This window comes from Bradyrhizobium canariense (genome assembly GCF_900105125.1).
In the GTDB taxonomy this organism is placed as follows: domain Bacteria; phylum Pseudomonadota; class Alphaproteobacteria; order Rhizobiales; family Xanthobacteraceae; genus Bradyrhizobium; species Bradyrhizobium canariense_A.
In genome coordinates this window covers 7,240,970-7,260,336 of the sequence record NZ_LT629750.1, presented here as the reverse complement: position 1 = coordinate 7,260,336, position 19,367 = coordinate 7,240,970, and the positions used below count along the sequence as shown (strand labels likewise).

18 protein-coding genes are annotated in these 19,367 nt (G+C 62.2%); 12 read left to right on the top strand and 6 right to left on the bottom strand.

Features of this window, described 5'->3' with window-relative positions; genetic code table 11:
• Positions 1-63: 63 nt before the first annotated feature.
• From BLV09_RS34220 to BLV09_RS34180, 9 genes are all read left to right on the top strand, one after another.
• Positions 64-825: a crotonase/enoyl-CoA hydratase family protein gene (locus tag BLV09_RS34220; protein WP_100386568.1), complete on the top strand. Its 762-nt coding sequence runs from the start codon at positions 64-66 to the stop codon at positions 823-825.
• A 46-nt stretch (positions 826-871) separates the two neighbouring features.
• A complete protein-coding gene (locus BLV09_RS34215; protein ID WP_146690564.1) occupies positions 872-2,542 on the top strand; it encodes a bifunctional metallophosphatase/5'-nucleotidase in 1,671 nt (556 codons plus the stop codon).
• Positions 2,543-2,639: 97 nt separating this feature from the next.
• Positions 2,640-3,566, top strand: a complete 927-nt coding sequence (locus tag BLV09_RS34210) for a histone deacetylase family protein (protein ID WP_146690563.1) — start codon at positions 2,640-2,642, stop codon at positions 3,564-3,566.
• 73 nt (positions 3,567-3,639) lie between these two features.
• Complete coding sequence (locus tag BLV09_RS34205) at positions 3,640-3,891, top strand: exodeoxyribonuclease VII small subunit (RefSeq protein ID WP_100386565.1); 252 nt, start codon at positions 3,640-3,642, stop codon at positions 3,889-3,891.
• A 171-nt stretch (positions 3,892-4,062) separates the two neighbouring features.
• The gene (locus BLV09_RS34200; RefSeq protein WP_146690562.1) at positions 4,063-5,361 is read left to right on the top strand and encodes a hypothetical protein; all 1,299 of its coding nucleotides are present in this window, start codon (positions 4,063-4,065) and stop codon (positions 5,359-5,361) included.
• Between the two features lie 327 nt (positions 5,362-5,688).
• Entirely contained in the window at positions 5,689-7,635 is a 1,947-nt protein-coding gene (dxs, locus tag BLV09_RS34195; RefSeq protein WP_174556582.1) for a 1-deoxy-D-xylulose-5-phosphate synthase, read from the top strand.
• An 82-nt stretch (positions 7,636-7,717) separates the two neighbouring features.
• Complete coding sequence (locus BLV09_RS34190; RefSeq protein WP_146690561.1) at positions 7,718-8,452, top strand: TlyA family RNA methyltransferase; 735 nt, start codon at positions 7,718-7,720, stop codon at positions 8,450-8,452.
• Entirely contained in the window at positions 8,445-9,689 is a 1,245-nt protein-coding gene (locus BLV09_RS34185; RefSeq protein WP_146690560.1) for a class I SAM-dependent RNA methyltransferase, read from the top strand. The genes BLV09_RS34190 and BLV09_RS34185 overlap by 8 nt, the downstream gene beginning before the upstream one ends.
• A gap of 165 nt (positions 9,690-9,854) precedes the next feature.
• Complete coding sequence (locus BLV09_RS34180; protein WP_146690559.1) at positions 9,855-10,913, top strand: class I SAM-dependent methyltransferase; 1,059 nt, start codon at positions 9,855-9,857, stop codon at positions 10,911-10,913.
• A gap of 101 nt (positions 10,914-11,014) precedes the next feature.
• Here BLV09_RS34180 and BLV09_RS34175 read toward each other — a convergent pair whose 3' ends face one another.
• Positions 11,015-11,857: a DUF1194 domain-containing protein gene (locus tag BLV09_RS34175; RefSeq protein ID WP_146690558.1), complete on the bottom strand. Its 843-nt coding sequence runs from the start codon at positions 11,855-11,857 to the stop codon at positions 11,015-11,017.
• Positions 11,858-12,125: 268 nt separating this feature from the next.
• Here BLV09_RS34175 and clpS point away from each other — a divergent pair, with 268 nt between their 5' ends.
• Positions 12,126-12,431, top strand: coding sequence for an ATP-dependent Clp protease adapter ClpS (gene clpS, locus BLV09_RS34170; RefSeq protein ID WP_100386560.1), 306 nt, complete (start codon positions 12,126-12,128; stop codon positions 12,429-12,431).
• 51 nt (positions 12,432-12,482) lie between these two features.
• Here clpS and BLV09_RS34165 read toward each other — a convergent pair whose 3' ends face one another.
• The 4 genes from BLV09_RS34165 to fabI form a co-directional block, all read right to left on the bottom strand.
• Positions 12,483-13,667, bottom strand: a complete 1,185-nt coding sequence (locus BLV09_RS34165) for an adenylate/guanylate cyclase domain-containing protein (RefSeq protein ID WP_146690557.1) — start codon at positions 13,665-13,667, stop codon at positions 12,483-12,485.
• Positions 13,668-13,715: 48 nt separating this feature from the next.
• Positions 13,716-14,801 (bottom strand): chorismate synthase, encoded by a 1,086-nt coding sequence (gene aroC / locus BLV09_RS34160; RefSeq protein ID WP_100386558.1) that lies wholly within the window; start codon positions 14,799-14,801, stop codon positions 13,716-13,718.
• A gap of 208 nt (positions 14,802-15,009) precedes the next feature.
• Positions 15,010-15,609, bottom strand: coding sequence for a histidine phosphatase family protein (locus BLV09_RS34155; RefSeq protein WP_100386557.1), 600 nt, complete (start codon positions 15,607-15,609; stop codon positions 15,010-15,012).
• Between the two features lie 11 nt (positions 15,610-15,620).
• Entirely contained in the window at positions 15,621-16,451 is an 831-nt protein-coding gene (gene fabI, locus BLV09_RS34150; RefSeq protein ID WP_146690556.1) for an enoyl-ACP reductase FabI, read from the bottom strand.
• Between the two features lie 200 nt (positions 16,452-16,651).
• Between fabI and BLV09_RS34145 the strand changes: the two genes are divergently transcribed.
• Both BLV09_RS34145 and BLV09_RS34140 read left to right on the top strand, forming a co-directional pair.
• A complete protein-coding gene (locus BLV09_RS34145) occupies positions 16,652-17,140 on the top strand; it encodes a sigma-70 family RNA polymerase sigma factor (RefSeq protein WP_100386556.1) in 489 nt (162 codons plus the stop codon).
• A 179-nt stretch (positions 17,141-17,319) separates the two neighbouring features.
• Complete coding sequence (locus tag BLV09_RS34140) at positions 17,320-18,105, top strand: anti-sigma factor family protein (RefSeq protein ID WP_146690555.1); 786 nt, start codon at positions 17,320-17,322, stop codon at positions 18,103-18,105.
• Between the two features lie 199 nt (positions 18,106-18,304).
• Here BLV09_RS34140 and BLV09_RS34135 read toward each other — a convergent pair whose 3' ends face one another.
• Positions 18,305-19,273, bottom strand: coding sequence for a DnaJ C-terminal domain-containing protein (locus tag BLV09_RS34135; protein ID WP_146690554.1), 969 nt, complete (start codon positions 19,271-19,273; stop codon positions 18,305-18,307).
• Positions 19,274-19,367: the final 94 nt, after the last annotated feature.

The following is a 19,367-nucleotide window of genomic DNA, read 5'->3' as shown; positions in this document are numbered from 1 at the left end:
AGGACTTGATGTAGGCTGTCCAGGAAAGACTCGCCAGCGCCACACCGGCCAGGGACAAGAACAATGACGGATCACCTGATAGTCACCGACGAAAACACGATGCGGGTGATCAAGCTCAGGCGGCCTGAAAAGAAGAATGCGATCACGCAGGACATGTATCGCATGATGAGCGATGCCATCGACACCGCGCAGAACAATCCGGATATCCGCTGCATCATCATCACCGGCGGATCGGGCGTATTCACCGCCGGCAACGATCTCGAGGAATTCCTGCACGAAGGCACGTCGAACGCCGACACGCCGCGCGCCTCCAACGCCGTAAAGTTTCTCTATTCGCTCGCACACAACGTCAAGCCGATCATCGCCGCGGTCGATGGCATCGCGATCGGAATCGGGACCACCATGCTGTTCCATTGCGACTACGTGCTGGCCAGCAACACCGCGACGTTCTCGACGCCGTTCATCCATCTGGGCCTGGTGCCGGAAGGCGCCTCCAGCCTGCTGATGCCGCGCACCATGGGACACCAACGCGCGTTCGCCACGCTGGTGATGGGGCGCACCATGAGCGCCGATGACGCCTGCATCGCAGGTTTCGTCAATGTGGTGGTGCCGCCCGGCCATACCGAAGCCGAGGCCCGCAAGGTCGCGCGCGAGATCTGCCATTTGCCGGCCGAAGCGGTCGCGATCTCGCGCAAGCTTTTGAAGACGCCGCCCGAAGACCTGACGCGCCGGATCGACCAGGAAAGCCACCTGTTCGGCGAGCGCATGCGCTCCAAGGAGGCGGTTGCCGCGTTCAAGGCGTTCTTTTCGCGCAAGAAGGCCTAGGCTTGCGCTTCGTGAAATCGTTGCACTGCCCCTCTATCATCAAGTCATGAGACGTTCGCCTTTTCAGATCCTCGCCGCGGTGCTGCTGACGATCATGCTTGATCCGGCCGCGCCCGCGCTGGCCCAGGCCGCTCCCGTCGATGTGAGGATCCTCGCGATCAACGATCTTCATGGCTACCTCCAGCCACCGGCGGGTGGAATTCGCATTGCCGATCCCGACGACAAAACCAGAAAGATCGCGCTGGCGGCCGGCGGCGTCGAGACCATGGCGACCCTGGTCAAGCAACTTCGCCAGCAGACAAAAAACAGCATCTTCGTCGCGGCGGGCGATTTGATCGGCGCCAGCCCGTTTCTGTCGGCGATGTTTCACGACGAGCCCACCATCGAATCGCTGTCGATGATGGGGCTTGAGATCGCGTCGGTCGGCAACCACGAATTCGACGAGGGCGTGGACGAACTGCTCCGGATGCAGAATGGCGGCTGCCATCCGATCGACAAATGCCAGGGACCGCATCCGTTTCCCGGCGCGAAATTCCACTATCTGGCGGCGAGCACGGTCGAGAAGAGCACGGGCAAGACGATATTTCCGCCATACGAGATCAGGGACTTCGACGGCATCCCAGTCGCCTTTATCGGCCTGACGCTGAAGGGGACGGCGAATATCGTGTCGCCTGTCGGTATCGCAGGCCTCGAGTTCAGGGACGAGGCCGACACCGTAAACGCGCTGGTGCCGGAGCTGAAGGCGCGCGGCGTTGAAGCCATCGTCGTGCTGATCCATGAAGGCGGCTATCCGACCGGCGACTACAATGAATGTCCTGGCATATCCGGCGCCATCGTCGATATCGTCAAGAAATTCGATAAGGCTGTCGACGTCGTGATCAGCGGGCACACCCATCAGGCCTATGTCTGCGACATCGACGGCCGGCTCGTCACCTCAGGCGACAAATACGGCACCATCGTCACCGCGATCGATCTGAAGCTCGATTCGGCGACCCGCGACGTCATCAGCGCCAAGGCTGACAACGTTATCGTCCGCACCGGCGTTTACGCCAAGGACGCGGACCAGACCGCATTGCTGGCCTCATATGAAAAGCTCGCCGCGCCGATCGCCGACCGCCGCGCGGGGTCGATCACGGAAACGCTGTCCCACATTCCCAACAACGCCGGCGAGAGCCCGCTCGGAGATATCATCGCCGATGCCCAGCTGGCCGCGACCCAAAACCCAACGAATGGCGGAGCCGTGGCCGCGTTCACCAATCCCGGCGGCATCCGCATCAACGTGACGAAGAAGGAGGACGGTGCGGTAAGCTACGGTGATCTGTTCGCCAGCCAGCCGTTTCGGAACCAGCTGGTGACGCTGACGCTGACCGGGATGCAGATCAAGAATGTGCTGGAACAGCAATGGCGCGACCCGAAACTGCCGCGCATCCTTCAGGTCTCCAACGGTTTCAACTACACATGGGACGGCGCGAAACCCTATGGTGACCACGTGGTGGCCGATAGTATGTCGCTGAACGGCAAGCGCATCGATCCCGCGGCGAGCTACCGGGTGACGGTCAACAACTATCTGTCGGTCGGCGGTGACGGCTTCACCGGCCTGAAGGAAGGGCTCACGCAGCAGTTCGGCGTCTACGACATCGACGCCTTGTACGGATATTTCCAGGCGAACAGTCCGATCGGGCCTGCCGCGGCCGGTCGCATCGCGCGGATCAACTGAATTACACCGCCATAACTGTGGCGTGGCTCTTTCGGAGCGGCCGCGAACCCCCTAGATTAGCCGCTTCTCGCAAGCGCAATCAGCGCCAGGGTTCTGCATGACGCTTCTTCTCAGCCATCCGGCAAGCCTCAACCATCTAACGCCGCCAGGACATCCCGAGCGCCCCGATCGAATTCGCGCGGTCGAGCAAGTTCTCGGCGAAAGCAGCTTTGACGGGCTGACGCGCGAGGAAGCGCCCGAAGGCTCGCTCGACCTGGTCACGCTCTGTCACGATGGCCACTACGTCGAAGAGCTTCGGCACATCTCGCCATCAAGCGGACTGATCTATCTCGACGGCGATACGTCGATGTCACCAGGCACATGGGAGGCGGTGATGCGCGGCGTCGGCGGCGCGGTCGCAGCTGCCGACGCGGTCATGACCGGCACCCATCATAATGCATTCGTCGCGATGCGCCCGCCCGGCCATCACGCCGAAGCCAACAAGCCGATGGGCTTCTGCTTTTTCGATCATGCCGCGATCGCCACACGCTACGCCCAGCGCAAATACGGCATCGCCCGTGCCGCGGTGGTCGATTTCGACGTGCATCACGGCAACGGCACCCAGGATATTTTCTGGGCCGACCCGACCGTGATGTATTGCTCGACGCACCAGATGCCACTGTTTCCCGGCACCGGCGCCAGCGGCGAGCGCGGCGAGCACGACACCATCGTCAATGCACCGCTTGCGCCGGAAGACGGCAGCACCAAATTCCGCGCCGCGTTCGACAACGTGATCCTGCCGCAACTGAAGAAATTCAGCCCCGAACTGATCGTCATCTCGGCCGGCTTCGACGCGCATCACCGCGATCCGCTGGCTTCGCTCAATCTCAGGGCGGAAGATTTCGGCTGGGTCACACGCAAATTGATGGACGTCGCGGATAGCAGTGCCGGCGGGCGAATCGTCTCCGTACTCGAGGGCGGATATGATTTGCAAGGCCTGAAAGAGTCAGTGGCGGAACACGTCACGGCATTGATGGGCACGTGAATTCCCGCCACAATGCGCCCGCATAAATATCCTTGAATCTCAGCCGGTGAAGGGACGCATCGGGGAAACCAATATGGCCGAAAACACCCAAATGGACGTCAAGAAACTGAGCTTCGAGCGCGCGATCGAGGAGCTTGAATCGATCGTCAAGCGCCTCGAGGAGGGCAAGGTGCCGCTCGAGGAATCCGTCGCCATCTACGAGCGGGGCGAGTCCTTGAAGAGGCGGTGCGAGGAACTGCTGCGGCAGGCGGAAGCCCGGGTCGACAAGATCACCACCGACGCCACCGGACAGGTGACCGGTACCGAGCCGCTCGACGTTCAATGATGATCGGACGCTGTCCGGCGATAGTTAAAGACTTCGAGCGCAATCCGGCCGCGACACCGCACCGCACATTGCCGGAAATTAACTGCGGACCGCCCGACCGGGGATGAAATAGCTCTTGGCGCATTACGCGGCCTGATATAGTCCGGCTATTAGTCCGGGGATTATCAATACGTGCGCGTCCAGCAGCGCCATATCATCTATGTGCAAGGATACGACCCGCGCGGCCTTGCGCAGTACTATCGCATGTTCAGAACCGAACTGCGCAAGTTTGGCCGTTTGTATCAGCTCACGACCAATGTCAGCCGCCCGCAGAGCGCGGCCGACGGCGAAACCGCATCCTGGACCATCGAGACCAAGGGAAACGACTGGCAGACGCGGACCAGCTACGATTTCCTGCGATGGGAAGACCTGATCCAGCGCGACCTGGCCGCGCCGATCTGGCACACGGTTTTCCAGGCGATGTGGATCTATTGGCGGCTGGTGTTCAACGGCACCATTGCGCGATTCTGGCGCGCGCATTGGCGCTTTGCGACCTTCATCAGTTATCCGCATTTCATGCTGTTCAACGAGGCGCTGTGGACGCTGGGCATCGCGTTCGCCTTCGGCAAGGGCCTTGAAGCGCTGGGCTCTCCCAACCTGTTGAGTGTTGTCGCAGCCCTCGGCGTGTTTGTCGCGGTCCTCGGCGCATTGCTGAAATACACGGAAAACCGCACCTATCTGCTTTATCTGTTGTCCGACACGATCTGGACCTGGCAATTCTCGCACCGCCGGCGGCCGGAATGGGACGCGCGCATCGACCGTTTCGCCCGCTACCTTGTTGACGTCGCCCGATCGAGCGAAGCCGAGGAAATCGTGATCGTCGGCCACAGCTCGGGATCTTTCCTGGGCGTGGAGATTCTGGCGCGCGCGCTCCAGCTCGATCCGGACATCGGACGCCACGGCCCCCGGGTTGTTCTGCTGACGATCGGCGGCAACTTCCCGATCGTCGGCTTTCATGCCGTGTCACGGGATTTCCGCGATCACCTGCGCCTGCTGGCGATCGAGCCTTCGATCGACTGGATCGACTGCCAGTCGCGCAAGGATGTCATGAATTTCTTCCCGTTCGATCCGGTCGCCGGGCACGGCATCGATCTCGGCGCCGACAGGCGCAACCCCACGATCGTACCGGTCCGGTTTCGCGAGATCATCAAGCCCGAAAACTACAATCTGTTTCGCTGGAAGTTCTTCCGCGTCCATTTCCAGTTCGTCATGGCCAACGAGCGGCCGCATGCCTACGATTTTTTCATGATCGTCTGCGGGCCCGTCCCCTTACGGGAACGCATGGCTCGGCCCGAAGCTGCGCTGGCCGTTGCAACCGGGGACGACGCCACCCGCGAATGGGCATGGAAAAGGCTGAAAATGGCCGCCACTGCCCGCCCGGATGCCGCCGATTTAGGCGAAATGGAACCATCGGCCCGGCGCCGGGGTTGAAACTCGCGCCTTCGTTCCCTTATCTGTGCCACGCCATGCTGTCTGCGAGTTGGCTTTGACGGCAGCTTTGGTGTAAAGCTTGCAGGGTTGTGGGCTATTGATGGCGGACTTGGCGCCAGCTTTAGACGGGTGTAAGCGCTTCAAATACCTCATGAAAATGATCGAGAAGGGCTAAATCACCAAGAGTGATGTATATCACATTGAACGATCCGGGGCGCATCTGGGCTTTCAAATCGGGCTTCGGCCTGCTCAGGTGGCATCCGGCGTCTGGGTTTTCGCTGCGCTGATAATGCGCAACCCATCTCACGTCGGGCCATTTATCCCGACATGCAAAATTGGAATATCGCTGTGACCACATATAGTAAAACGCCGCTTCTCGATACGATCCGCACCCCTGACGATCTCCGCCGGCTCAAGGTGGACCAGGTTCGGCAAGTCGCCGACGAGTTGCGTCAGGAAACCATCGACGCCGTTTCGGTCACCGGCGGCCATTTCGGCGCGGGCCTCGGCGTCGTGGAACTAACCACAGCGTTGCATTATATTTTTGACACCCCGCGCGACCGTTTGATCTGGGACGTCGGCCATCAGGCTTATCCACACAAGATCCTGACCGGCCGCCGCGATCGCATCCGCACCCTGCGCACCGGCGGCGGGCTGTCCGGATTTACCAAGCGAACCGAGAGCGATTACGATCCGTTCGGCGCAGCCCACTCCTCGACTTCGATCTCGGCCGGCCTCGGCATGGCGGTGGCGCGCGATCTCTCCGGCGGCAAGAACAATGTCATCGCCGTGATCGGCGACGGCGCGATGTCGGCGGGCATGGCCTATGAAGCCATGAACAATGCCGGCGCGATGAACTCCCGGCTGATCGTCATCCTCAACGACAACGACATGTCGATTGCGCCGCCAGTCGGCGCGATGAGCGCCTATCTGTCGCGCCTTTATTCGGGCAAGACCTACCGCTCGCTGCGCGAAGCCGCAAAACAGATCAACAAGCGTCTGCCGAAAGTGCTGGCCGACCGCGCCAACCGTGTGGAAGAATATTCGCGCGGCTTCATGGTCGGCGGCGGAACGCTGTTCGAGGAACTTGGCTTCTACTATGTCGGCCCGATCGACGGCCACAATCTCGACCATCTGCTGCCGGTGCTGAAGAACGTCCGCGACATGCAGGACGGTCCGATCCTGGTCCACGTCGTCACCCAGAAGGGCAAGGGCTATCCGCCCGCCGAAGCATCCGCCGATAAATATCATGCGGTGGTCAAATTCGACGTCGCCACCGGCGCACAGGCCAAGGCCAAGCCAAATGCGCCGTCCTACCAGAACGTGTTCGGCCAGAGCCTGGTCAAGGAAGCGGCAAAGGACGACAAGATCGTCGGCATCACCGCGGCAATGCCGTCGGGCACCGGGATCGACATCTTCAACAAGGCCTTCCCCGACCGCACTTTCGATGTCGGCATCGCCGAGCAGCATGCGGTGACTTTCGCCGCCGGTCTTGCGACCGAAGGCTACAAGCCGTTCTGCGCGATTTACTCGACCTTCCTGCAACGCGGATACGATCAGGTGGTCCACGACGTCGCGATCCAGAGCCTGCCGGTACGTTTCGCGATCGACCGCGCCGGATTGGTCGGCGCCGACGGCGCCACCCACGCCGGTTCCTTCGACAACGCCTATCTCGGCTGCCTGCCGAACTTCGTCATCATGGCGGCATCGGATGAGGCCGAACTCGTAAACATGGTCGCAACCCAGGTCGCGATCAACGATCGGCCCAGCGCGCTGCGCTATCCCCGCGGCGAAGGCCGCGGCGTCGAAATGCCGGAAGTGGGCGTTCCCATGGAGGTCGGCAAAGGACGCATTGTCCGGCAGGGTAACAAGATCGCGCTGTTGTCGTTCGGCACCCGGCTTGGCGAATGCGAGAAGGCCGCGGACGAACTGGCGGCGCATGGACTTTCAACCACCATCGCCGATGCGCGCTTCATGAAGCCGCTCGACGTCGACCTGGTGCTGAAGCTGGCGCGCGAGCACGAAGTGCTTCTCACCATCGAGGAAGGCTCGATCGGCGGCTTCGGCTCCCATGTCATGCAGACGCTGGCAGAGCACGGCATGCTCGACGGCGGTTTGCGGATGCGGGCGATGGTGCTGCCTGACGTGTTCCTCGACCACGATTCGCCGAACGCGATGTACGCCCGTGCCGGCCTCGACGCCAAGGGCATCGTCGCCAAGGTGTTTGAAGCGCTCGGCAAGGACTTCAAGACCGAAACGGTGAAGCTGGCCTGACCACTCGGCCTCATTCCGTTTTTTCTGCACAGCGACGGCATGGTGGCGGTCCGGATTGAAGGTTGTCGAGACGGAGACCGGCATGCCCCCTCCCCGCAAGCGCGCGGACGTATTGCTGGTCGAGCGCGGCCTGTTCGAAAGCCGGGCGCGGGCCCAGGCCGCCATCGAAGCCGGCCTCGTTATCGCCAATGATAAACAGGTCCTGAAGGCATCCGAGGGCATTCCCGACGACGCCGTGCTGCAGGCGCAGCCGGCGCATCCCTTTGTTTCGCGGGGCGGCGTCAAGCTGGCGGGCGCGCTGGAACGCTATCCGATCGACATCGAAGATCACGTCTGTCTCGACGTCGGCGCATCGACCGGCGGCTTTACCGAAGTCCTGCTCGCCAACGGCGCCGCTCTGGTATTCGCCATCGACGTCGGGCGCGACCAGCTCCATCCCTCGCTGCAGGGCCATTCCAGAGTCGTTTCGATGGAGGAAACCGATATCCGCGACTTTGAGGGCAAACGCCTGCCGCAGCGGCCCGATATCGTCGTCATCGATGTCAGCTTCATCTCGTTGAAAGCCGTGCTGCCGGTTGCGCTGTCGCTGGCGGCAGCGCCGATGCACCTTCTGGCGCTGATCAAGCCGCAGTTCGAAGCCCAGCGAAAGCATTCCAAGCGCGGCATCATCCGCAATGCGTCGGTGCACCAGGCGATCTGCGACGACATCGCCGCATTCGCCTCGTCGCTCGGATGCACCGATATCCAGGTGTTTCCGTCTTCGATCACCGGCGGCGACGGCAATATCGAATTCTTCATCGGCGCGCGCCGTGGCTGAACGTGTCGTCATCGATCACGTCGGTCATCGCGGCGACGGCGCGGGTTTTGCCGGCGGCGAGAGCCTGTTCGTGCCTTACACGCTCGGTGGGGAAATCGTCGAGGTCGAGCCCGTCGCGGGGCACCCCGACCGCAAACACCTGTTACGCATCGAGCGCGCGAGTACGGAGCGGATCACGCCGTTCTGCAGATATTTCGGCGCTTGCGGCGGCTGCGCCATTCAACATTGGCAGCCGGAAGCCTATCGCGCGTGGAAACGCCAGATCGTGACCGATACGCTGGCGCACGCCGGTATCGAATGCGAGGTCGATGCGCTGATCGACGCCCACGGCGCCGGCCGCCGGCGCATCACCGTGCATGCGCGCCGCGGCGATGATGGCGAGTTGCGAACCGGGTTCGCCGCGGCCAACAGCCACGCGATTGTCGCGATCGACGATTGTCCGATCCTCGATCCAGCCTTGCGCGGCGCGCTCGACGCTGCGCGTGCGCTAGCCGAAGCCTTGAAGCCCGCCGGCAAGCCGCTGGACATCCAGATCACGGCTGCCGACAACGGGCTCGACATCGACGTGCGCGGTTCCGGGCCGCTGACGTCGGCTGACATCGCGGTTCTGTCCGATCTCGCTCAAAGGCACGGTCTGGCGCGGCTGACACGCCATGGCGAACTGGTGTTGATGCGGACGCCGCCGACGGTCGCGATCGGCACCGCGCGATTGAACCTGCCGCCGGGTTCGTTCCTGCAGGCGACGCGCGCCGGCGAAGAAGCGCTGGCGGCACTGGTCATCCAGCATTGCAAGCGCGCCAAACATATCGCTGATCTGTTTTGCGGGGTCGGACCATTTGCGCTGCGGCTCGCGGCCATCGCGCGAGTCTCGGCTTTCGACAGCGATGCCGGCGCGGTGACGGCGCTACAGAAGGCCGCGGCGTCGGCGTCGGGACTGAAACCGATCAAGGCCGAGACGCGCGATCTGTTCCGGCGACCACTGATGCCGCAGGAACTGCGCGATTACGACGCGGTCGTGTTCGATCCGCCGCGGCAAGGCGCGCAGGCACAAGTGCGGCAACTCGCGGCCAGCAAGATCTCTTCGATTATTGCCGTGTCATGCAACGTCGCGACATTCGTGCGCGATGCGCGAAGTTTGATCGATGGCGGCTATAAAATAGAAAACGTCACGCCGGTTGACCAATTTCGTCACACGCCGCATGTCGAATTGGTGGCCAGATTCACGCTGAAACGCTGAACCTGCCGCCGTTGAACCTTCCCAGCGACCGCGTGACATATCCTGAAGTGACGGAGTTTGCGGGGCCGGTTTTTCACCGCCCCTGATGCGGCGCAGCCGCCATATGATCCGCACGAAGCAATCACGCCACGTCATTGAAACATCTCACATTCGACGGAGGTCATCATGGACGTCAATCCTGACAGACTGAACGCCTTCATGGGAAAAATGCTGGGCGATGTCGGCTCGGCAATGAATGCGTCGCTGATGCTGATGGGCGACAAGCTCGGCCTGTACAAAGCACTCGCGACAAAAGGTCCGATGAATTCCCTGGAGCTTGCGAAGGCCACCGGTACCACCGAACGCTATGTTCGCGAATGGCTCGCGGCGCAGGCTGCATCCGGCTATGTCGAATATGACGCCAAGTCCGGCAAATTCTCGATGCAGCCTGAACAAGCGATGGCACTGGCGGACGAGGACAGTCCCGTTTTCATGGGCGCGGTCGGCGATCTGGTCTCGGCGACGTTTCTCGACGAGCCGAAGATCTCCGACGCATTCAAGACCGGCAAAGGCGTCGGCTGGAACCGGCGCAGCGAGTGCCTGTTCTGCGGCACGGCACGCTTCTTCCGCACCGGCTACAAGCACCATTTGGTGCAGGAATGGCTGCCCGCGCTTGACGGCGTTGTTGAAAAGCTCAAACGCGGCGCCAAGGTCGCCGATGTCGGTTGTGGGCATGGCGTTTCGACCCGCCTGATGGCGGAGGCATTTCCGAAATCACGCTTCTATGGATTCGACTATCACGAGGGATCGATCGAAGCCGCGCGCGAGGGGGCCAGGAAGGCCGGACTGAGCGATCGTGTGCGCTTCGACGTCCACTCCGCCAAGACCTACCCGGCGGAAGGCTATGACCTCATCTGCTTCTTCGACTGCTTGCACGACATGGGCGATCCGGTCGGCGCGATGAAGCATGTGCGCGAGACCATGGCCGAGGACGGCACCTGCATGCTGGTCGAGCCATTCGCCAACGACCGCCTGGAAGATAATCTCAACCCGATCGGACGCATCTATTACGCCGCTTCGACGGTGGTCTGCACGCCTGCGTCGCTCGATCAGGAGGTCGGTCTCGCGCTTGGCGCACAGGCCGGTGAGGCAAGGCTTCGCGAAGTCGCCCGCCAAGGCGGCCTGACCCGGTTCCGTCGGGCGACCGAAACGCCCTTCAATCTGATTTTGGAGGCCCGGGTATAGAGCGTTACCGGTTCTGATTGGATCAGAACCGGGCTCTCCTATTTTGTTTGAGGCGTTTTCCCGGCGCGAAGCGATATCCACTTCGCTCGAAAGCGTTGGGATCACCTGCCCCAGCGATCCTGCCAGATCTTCTCGCCGATCAGGCAGGAAACACGCGGCTCTTTCTCGGCCACCGGGATAACCCGGCGCTCCGGCGTTCGCCCTGCGACTTCGAGCACGAGCTTGGTGCGGATCGCCTCCTTGAACTTCTCGCGGTCCTTGATCGACACCACGAAGGAACCCGGGCCGCCGATCACGCAGTCCTCGTAATAGTAATCGAGGTTGTCGATATCCATGGTCGAGTAGGACGGCTCCTTCACCATGATCGGCAGGCCGTTGATGGTGATTCCCTTCGACAGCGCCTCGTCGCGGGCGCCGGTAACCGGCGCACCGTTGTTGTTGGGACCGTCACCGGAGATATCGATCACCCGCCGCAGCCCGTGATACGGATCCTGATCGAACAGCGGCATCGCAAAATAGATCGCGCCCGAGATCGAGGTGCGCGACGCGCGGCGGACCGGCGTCTTCATGATCTCGTCGGCAACCGCATCCGCCGTTTCCGGCCCGTCGATCAACCGCCAGGGAATGATGATCTTCTGGTCGCTCGATGCCGCCCATTCGAAATAGGTCACGGAAACCTTGCCGTTCGGCAGGGTCTTCAGCGCCTGCAGAAATTCCTTGGAAACGATCGCCTGCGCATACCCCTCGCGCTGAATGGCGAGTTCGTCCATGTCCATCGAATAGGAGACGTCGACGGCAAGGATCAGTTCGATGTCGACGGCAGGCCGGCTGTCAGTGGTTTCCGTCAGTTGACGTGCAGTATTCGGCGCCGCGATACTCGCGACGTCGCCACCTGCCATCGCCCCCGCGAAAAGCACGGCCCCGATCGAGACACACCATCGCATTGCGGCCCTCCCGTCGTCTGACGGATCGTGACATGCAAAACGCGCTCCGAAAAGCGGGAAGATCGGTTGCTCTTCACATTCAAGTCAGGCAATCGCTGCTGTTGTTTTGGGCGGGAACCGGACTCGAGGACACCGGCCGGCTGTCATCGTTGACCTGCGAACGGTGCCGTCGCTGCAACGAAGCCATCGCAAACAGCCGGTTCCGCCGCTGCTCGCGAGACGGTATTGTGGTGGATGAACCCCGAAGATATCTGGAGACGCCTCCGGGATGATCGACACCGTCACCACACCCAAAACCAAAGTCCTGACCAAGACCGAGCGGCCTCGCCTGCACAAGGTGATCCTGGTCAATGACGACTACACGCCCCGCGAATTTGTCGTCACCGTTCTGAAGGCGGAATTCCGCATGACCGAGGACCAGGCCCACAAGGTCATGATAACGGCGCATCAGCGCGGCGTCTGCGTGGTCGCGGTCTTCACCAAGGATATTGCCGAGACCAAGGCGACACGCGCCACCGACGCCGGCCGTGCCAAGGGCTATCCGCTGCTGTTCACCACCGAGCCGGAGGAATAGCCGGCGGCCAGGCTGACTTTTCGGCAACCACCTTCCTTGTGCCGGATCGCCCTAGGCGGCCGGCGTTTCGTCCTCCATGCCATAGACGCGTTCGGCTTTCGAAAATCCCGCGATCGGAAATTCGCCGAGATCAGCCCAGCCGCCGGCGCATATTCCGGCGAAACCTGAAGATGCGACGATGGTGCGGTGGAGTCGACCCGCGATCTTCTCCAGCCGGGCCGCGAGATTGACCGCCGGCCCGATGCAGGTGAAGTCGAGCCGATTGCCGCCGCCGATATTGCCGTACAGGATCCGACCCAGATGCAGCGCAACCCCGAAGCGAAAACGCTCGACGGCTTCACCGTACGGATAATGCAGCGCATCGACGCTGGCGCGGGATTCGCGCGCCGCTTCCAGCACGCGGCTGCAAACGTGCTGGGCATCGCCGACATACTCATCGATCGGAAAAACCGCGAGCAGTCCGTCACCCATATATTTCAGGACCTCACCGCCATGCGCCCGGATCGCGGATACCTGGCAATCGAAGTAATGATTGAGAATGTCCACCACGGTTTCGGCCGGCAACCGGTCCGATAGCGCGGTGAAGCCGCGCAGATCGGACAGCCAGATCGCGGCATTCATCGTCTCGGTGTGGCCACGGCGGATCTGGCCACCCATGATCCGTTCGCCGGCGCGGTTGCCAACATAGGTATCGAGCAGCGTCAGGGCGGTGCGACGGAGGCTGATCACTTCGACGTAGCGCGCCAGCGCCGGCACGATCTTTCGCAGGGCGGTCACCTGTTCGTCGGTGAACCCTCCAGCCTGCTTGGTGGTCCAACTCGACGCGTGAATCGGACCTTCGATGTAGCGAAGCGGAATGGCGATGTAATCGGTAACCTCCTCCACGCGCAGGTCGTCGAAGATCGGAAAATTCGGACTTGCGGGGTCGTCGAGGTGGTACCTGACCTCGTCTTCAGTGGCGTAGAGGATCGCCAGCGGGCTGCTCTTGAATTGCGGTGAGTCCTGGACATCGAAGTCCGCATTGGCGACGATAACCTCGGTCCCCGGACGCCAGGTGAAGCTTCGACCGAAAATGTCGGGATGCAACGTCCGGACAAAGACGCCGACACGCCACAACGGCACACCTGCCTGCACAAGGCGTTCGCAGCACTCCGTCATCATCTGTGTCGGAGTGGCCGCCGACCTCGCGCCGTCGACCATCCAGTCGATAATCTTCTGCAGGTCCGATGCGTTCATGGGGTCATCCAGCCGAATACCAACTCAGATAACCGGCACCCCAGGCAGCTAGCCAACCTGCCCGCGATGCCGCAAAAAGTGATCCGCCAGCACGCAAGCCATCATCGCTTCGCCGACCGGCACCGCGCGAATGCCGACGCAGGGGTCATGGCGGCCCTTGGTCATGATATCGGTATCGGCGCCGCTGCGGTCCACGGTGCGGCGTGGCGACAGGATCGACGATGTCGGCTTCACCGCGAAGCGCGCCACCACCGGCTGGCCGGTCGAGATGCCGCCCAAAACGCCGCCGGCATGGTTGGACAGGAACCGCGTGCCGTTATTGCCGGTCCGCATCTCGTCGGCATTTTCCTCGCCCGACAATTCCGCAGCCCCGAAGCCTGAGCCGATCTCGACCCCCTTCACCGCGTTGATGCTCATCAGCGCGGCCGCGAGTTCAGCGTCGAGCTTGGCGTAGATCGGTGCGCCCAATCCCGCCGGCACGCCTTCGGCCACGATCTCGAGCACCGCGCCGATCGACGATCCCTTCTTTCTGATGTCGTCGAGATAGCTTTCGAAGAACGCGGCCTTGTCCTTGTCCGGACAGAAAAACGGGTTGCGCGCGATCTCGTCCCAATCCCATTTGTCGCGGTCGATCTTGTGCGGCCCCATCTGCACCAGCGCGCCACGCACCGTCATAGCAGGCACGACCTTGCGGGCGATCGCGCCGGCCGCGACCCGCATCGCGGTCTCGCGCGCCGAGGAGCGTCCACCGCCGCGATAGTCGCGCAGGCCGTATTTGGCCTCATAGGTGAAGTCGGCATGGCCCGGGCGAAACTTGTCCTTGATCTCGGAATAATCCTTCGAGCGCTGATCGGTATTCTCGATCAGCAACGCGATCGGCGTGCCCGTCGTCACCTGCACGCCCGTCTCCGGATGCGCCATCACGCCGGACAGAATCTTGACCGCGTCGGGCTCCTGGCGCTGGGTGGTGAAGCGCGACTGTCCGGGGCGGCGGCGATCAAGATCGTGCTGGATGTCCTCTGCGGTCAGCGGTATCTGCGGCGGGCAGCCATCGACCACGCAGCCGATCGCGATCCCGTGGCTTTCGCCAAAGGTCGTGACCCGGAACATGTGGCCGAAGGTATTGAAGGACATGAAGCCGTGCGCTCGCTGCCTATGTTGACAATCCGCATTAATGCGAACTGTCAACATAACTACATGTCGTAACGCCCGGCCGTCAAACCTCATTCGTCATGGCCGGGCTTGTCCCGGCCATCCACGTCTTGTTTCTTCGTGCTGCCAAGACGTGGATGCCCGGCACAAGGCCGGGCATGACGGCGAATAGCCCGGGCTATCACCGCTCTTAACTATACTTTTTCAGCTCGCCGTCCCTGAACACATAGACCACGCCCTGCCCGATCGGCGTCTCGGCAGCTTCCAGCGGCGTCGCCACGCCGAGCGCCACCATCAGCGCGCGCATGGTGCCGCCATGGGCAACAGTCACCGTATCGGCAAGGAGGGAATCGAACCATTCCCGCATCCGCAGCGTGACGCTGGCATAGCTCTCGCCGGACGGGGCGGCGACACCCCATTTGTCGATATTGCGCGAGGCGAAGGTCGCCGCGTCATGCCGCTCCATTTCCGGCAGCGTCAGCCCTTCCCAATGGCCGTAGCCGATTTCCCGCAATCGATCGTCGACGCTGTAATCCGCCGCCGGCAGTTGCAGCGCCCCGCGCGCCAATTCCATCGTCAGCCGCGCACGGCCGAGCGGGCTTGCGACATAAGGCAATGATGCCGCCTCACGGCCATCGCGCGCCAGCAAGCGGGCGAGGATTTCACCGGCGGCAACCGCCTGCTTGCGGCCAAGATCGTTGAGCGGGATATCTTTCGATCCCTGAAAGCGGCCTGCAGCGTTCCACGCCGTCTCGCCGTGGCGAATATAGTAGATCGTCGGCACCGGCATCGAAGCTGCAACTATTCCTTGCTCGTGGAATGGCTGAGCGAGATGTCCGGCGCCTCCGGGCGCTTCATGCCGACGGCGTGATAGCCGGAATCGACATGATGCACTTCGCCGGTGACGCCGCGCGACATGTCCGACAGCAGATACAGCGCGCTGTTGCCGACTTCCTCTGTTGTCACGTTACGCCGCAGCGGCGTGTTGTATTCATTCCATTTGAGAATATAGCGGAAATCGCCGATGCCGGACGCAGCCAGTGTCTTGATCGGCCCCGCCGAAATCGCGTTGACGCGGATGTTCTTCTCGCCCAAATCAGCGGCGAGATAACGCACGCTTGCTTCGAGCGCTGCTTTGGCGACGCCCATCACGTTGTAATGCGGCATCCATTTCTCGGCGCCGTAATAGGTCAGCGTCAGGATCGAGCCGCCGTCGGTCAGAAGCTTTTCGGCACGCTGCGCGATCGCTGTCAGCGAGTAGCAGCTGATCAGCATGGTCTTCGAGAAATTGTCGGCGGTGGTCTCCAGATAGCGGCCGTCGAGCTGGTCCTTGTCGGAGAACGCGATGGCGTGAACCACGAAGTCGATCTTGCCCCACTTCTGCTTGAGTACATCGAACACGGCGTCGATGGTCGCGGCATCGGTCACGTCGCAATGACCTAGCAGGATACCGCCGAGTTCGGCAGCCAGCGGCTCGACGCGTTTCTTGAGCGCATCGCCCTGCCAGGTCAGCGCGATCTCGGCCCCCGCCGCACGGCAGGCCTTGGCGATGCCCCAGGCGATCGAGCGATTATTGGCGACGCCGAGGATCACTCCGCGCTTGCCCTGCATCAGACCTGAACTTTGAGTCATCCGGTTTCCAATCGAGCCCATCTGCGATTTGGAGGTACACCAGCGCTCCAGCGCGGTACAGTCTTAAATCCACCCGGGATTAACGCTGTTTGGCCGGAAACCCTGACGGCCGGAATAGTCACGTCACCAAGGTGTTAGCTTCAAGTAAGGCGTTCGCGTTGCATGATTGAACGCTGCTGACAGATACAGACCGAGCCTCCATGACTGCATTTCGCGACAGCGTCGAAGCCATGATTCCGGCCCTGCGCCGCTACGCGCGCGCGCTCGCGCGCGATGCCGATATCGCCGACGATCTTGTGCAGGATACGCTGGTAAGGGCGCTGCGTTCGGAGCGGCTGTTTCTTGGCGGCGACGTCAGGAGCTGGCTCTACACCATCCTGACCAACCTCAACAAGAACAGGCGCCGCTCGCTGGCCCGGCGGCCGCAATTCATGCCGCTGCTCGACAATAATCCCGACGCCAGCGGCACCGAGGCGGAGGGCCGGGACATCGCCCGCGCGCTGTCCACGCTGGTCGAAGAACAGCGCGCGGTGCTGCTGTTGGTGATGCTGGAGGGATTAAGCTACCGCGAGGTCGCGGATATTCAGGGCGTGCCGATCGGCACCGTAATGTCCCGCCTTGCGCGCGCCCGCGCCCATGTGAAAGCCTCGCTCGAAGGCGACCGCCCGGCGCTGCGACGGGTGAAATAATGGCAGGTAATATGCATCAGCGAACGAATTAAGGAACAAGTTAAGAAACGAAGTGGAAGCCAAGTGGATGAGATGATCGAATTTGAATCACGATGGCATTTTCTCAATCCCCTCGCGTGGGAGGGATCGCAACCGGCCGGGCGACAGACCTCGACCGAGATTAGACAGAGACGACGACAATGACCGACCCCAAAATTCCCGTCACCGAAGACGAGTTGCACGCCTACATCGACAATGAATTGCCGGCGGAACGCCGCGGCGACGTCGAGGCATGGCTGACGGCGCATCCTGACGATGCGGCGCGGGTGCAGTCATGGCGCGCGATGGCGGACGCGCTGCATGCGCGCTACGACACCGTTCTCGACGAAGCTGTTCCGAAGCGGCTGGAGATCGAGCGGCTGGTGCGGCAACCGCGCAAATGGATTTATGGCGCTGTCGCGGCGACGCTGGTGGCGTTCATCGCTGGCGGTGGCGCGGGCTGGGTGGCGCGCGGAGTGGCTGCCTCACCTTCGGCATTCCAGAATTTCACGCTGGATGCGCTGGATGCGCACCGGCTCTACGTGGTCGAGGTGCGTCATCCGGTGGAGGTCGCAGGCTCCGAGCGCGACCATCTGGTGCAATGGCTGTCGAAGCGTTGCGGCTATGACGTGATGGCGCCGGAGCTTGACGGCACCGGCCTCAAACTGGTCGGCGGCCGGCTGTTACCCGGGCCGGAAGCTCCCGCGGCGTTCCTGATGTATGAAAGCCCGACCGGCGAGCGCTTCACGCTCTACGCCTCGCGGGCGGACACCCAGACCACCCAGATGCGCTATGCGGCAAGCAATGGCGACGGCGCCATGTTTTGGGCCGATCGCGGCGTCGGCTACGTCCTGAGCGGCCCAACCGACAAAACCCGGCTCAACCAGGTCGCGCGGCTGGTCTACGACCAGACGGAAAAGACCGGGGCGGAAAAGACCGGCGGGTGAGTAGGTCACCCCCGATGTCCCAATTCCGACATCGAAAATGTGAAATTGGAACATGGGTGCGTCTCAATATCGCACCGGTACTCACGGGAAATTGTAGCGCGTTCGATCCGCCGATCGGCGCATGCGGCCTCGATCGGGGTTTGGTACCGCGCTGGTCCCCCTTTCGAGGCCGCACCCCTTTTATGGCGATCCGGAACTGTCAGCCCAGATCGGTGCGCGGGTTGTAAGGGTGTCCATCGCGCCACTTTTGCATTAACGCCTCCAGCTCGCTGTCGTTCCCGTCCGGCAGCATAATTCTTGTGGTCAGGAACAGATCGCCCGGCGTGCCCGCAACCTTCGGCAATCCCTTGCCTTTCAGCCGAAAAATCCGGCCGCTCGAGGTGTTCTTCGGGATCGACAATTCGACCGCATTGCCGAGCGTCGGCACGCGAACCTTGCCGCCCAAAACCGCTTCGTACAGCGTGATCGGCAGGTCGACGCGCAGATCGCTGCCGTCGACCTTGAAGAAGGGATGCGGCGCGATGCTGACGGTAATCAGGAGATCGCCGGGCGGATGACCCTGCGCGGTCTCGCCCTGCCCCTTCAGCCGGATCTGCTGGCCGGCGACGACGCCGGCCGGAATCTTGACATTCAGCTCTTTGCCGGTCGGCAGCCGGACCCGCTTCTCGGCGCCGTGGACCGACTCCTCCAGCGACACCGACATGGAGACGTTGAGATCGAGATCGAGCGCAATCCCGCCCGGATCGAACTCGAAGGTCGTGCTTCCGCCCGGCCGGCCGCCGCGCGCCGCGCCAGAAAACATGCTGTTGAGGATGTCTTCGAAACCTCCGCCGCCGAAGCCGCCGGGACCGGTGCCGCCGCTACGGTAGGTCCGCGATTCGAATCCGCCGCCGGGTGAGGACCCGCGCGCACGCGGATCTCCACCGGGAAAGCCCTGGAAGCGGGGCTTGCCTTCGGCGTCGATCTCGCCGCGATCGAATTGCTTGCGCTTGTCCTCGTCGCCGACGATCTCGTTGGCTGAGTTCAGCTCGGAAAAACGGGCCGCAGCTTTTGGATCGTTCTTGTTATTGTCCGGGTGGTGCTTTTTGGCGAGCTTGCGATAGGCGCTCTTGATCGCCGCAGCGCTGGCGCCCCGCGGCACCCCCAGGACCTCATAGGGGTCGCGCATCCGTCACGTCTCCTTCAAGGAAAATCAGGCGTTTGAACTTCGGGCTGCTTGCCCATCTCGGTTTCATTTGGGGTCTTCGTGGCATTTTTGCAAC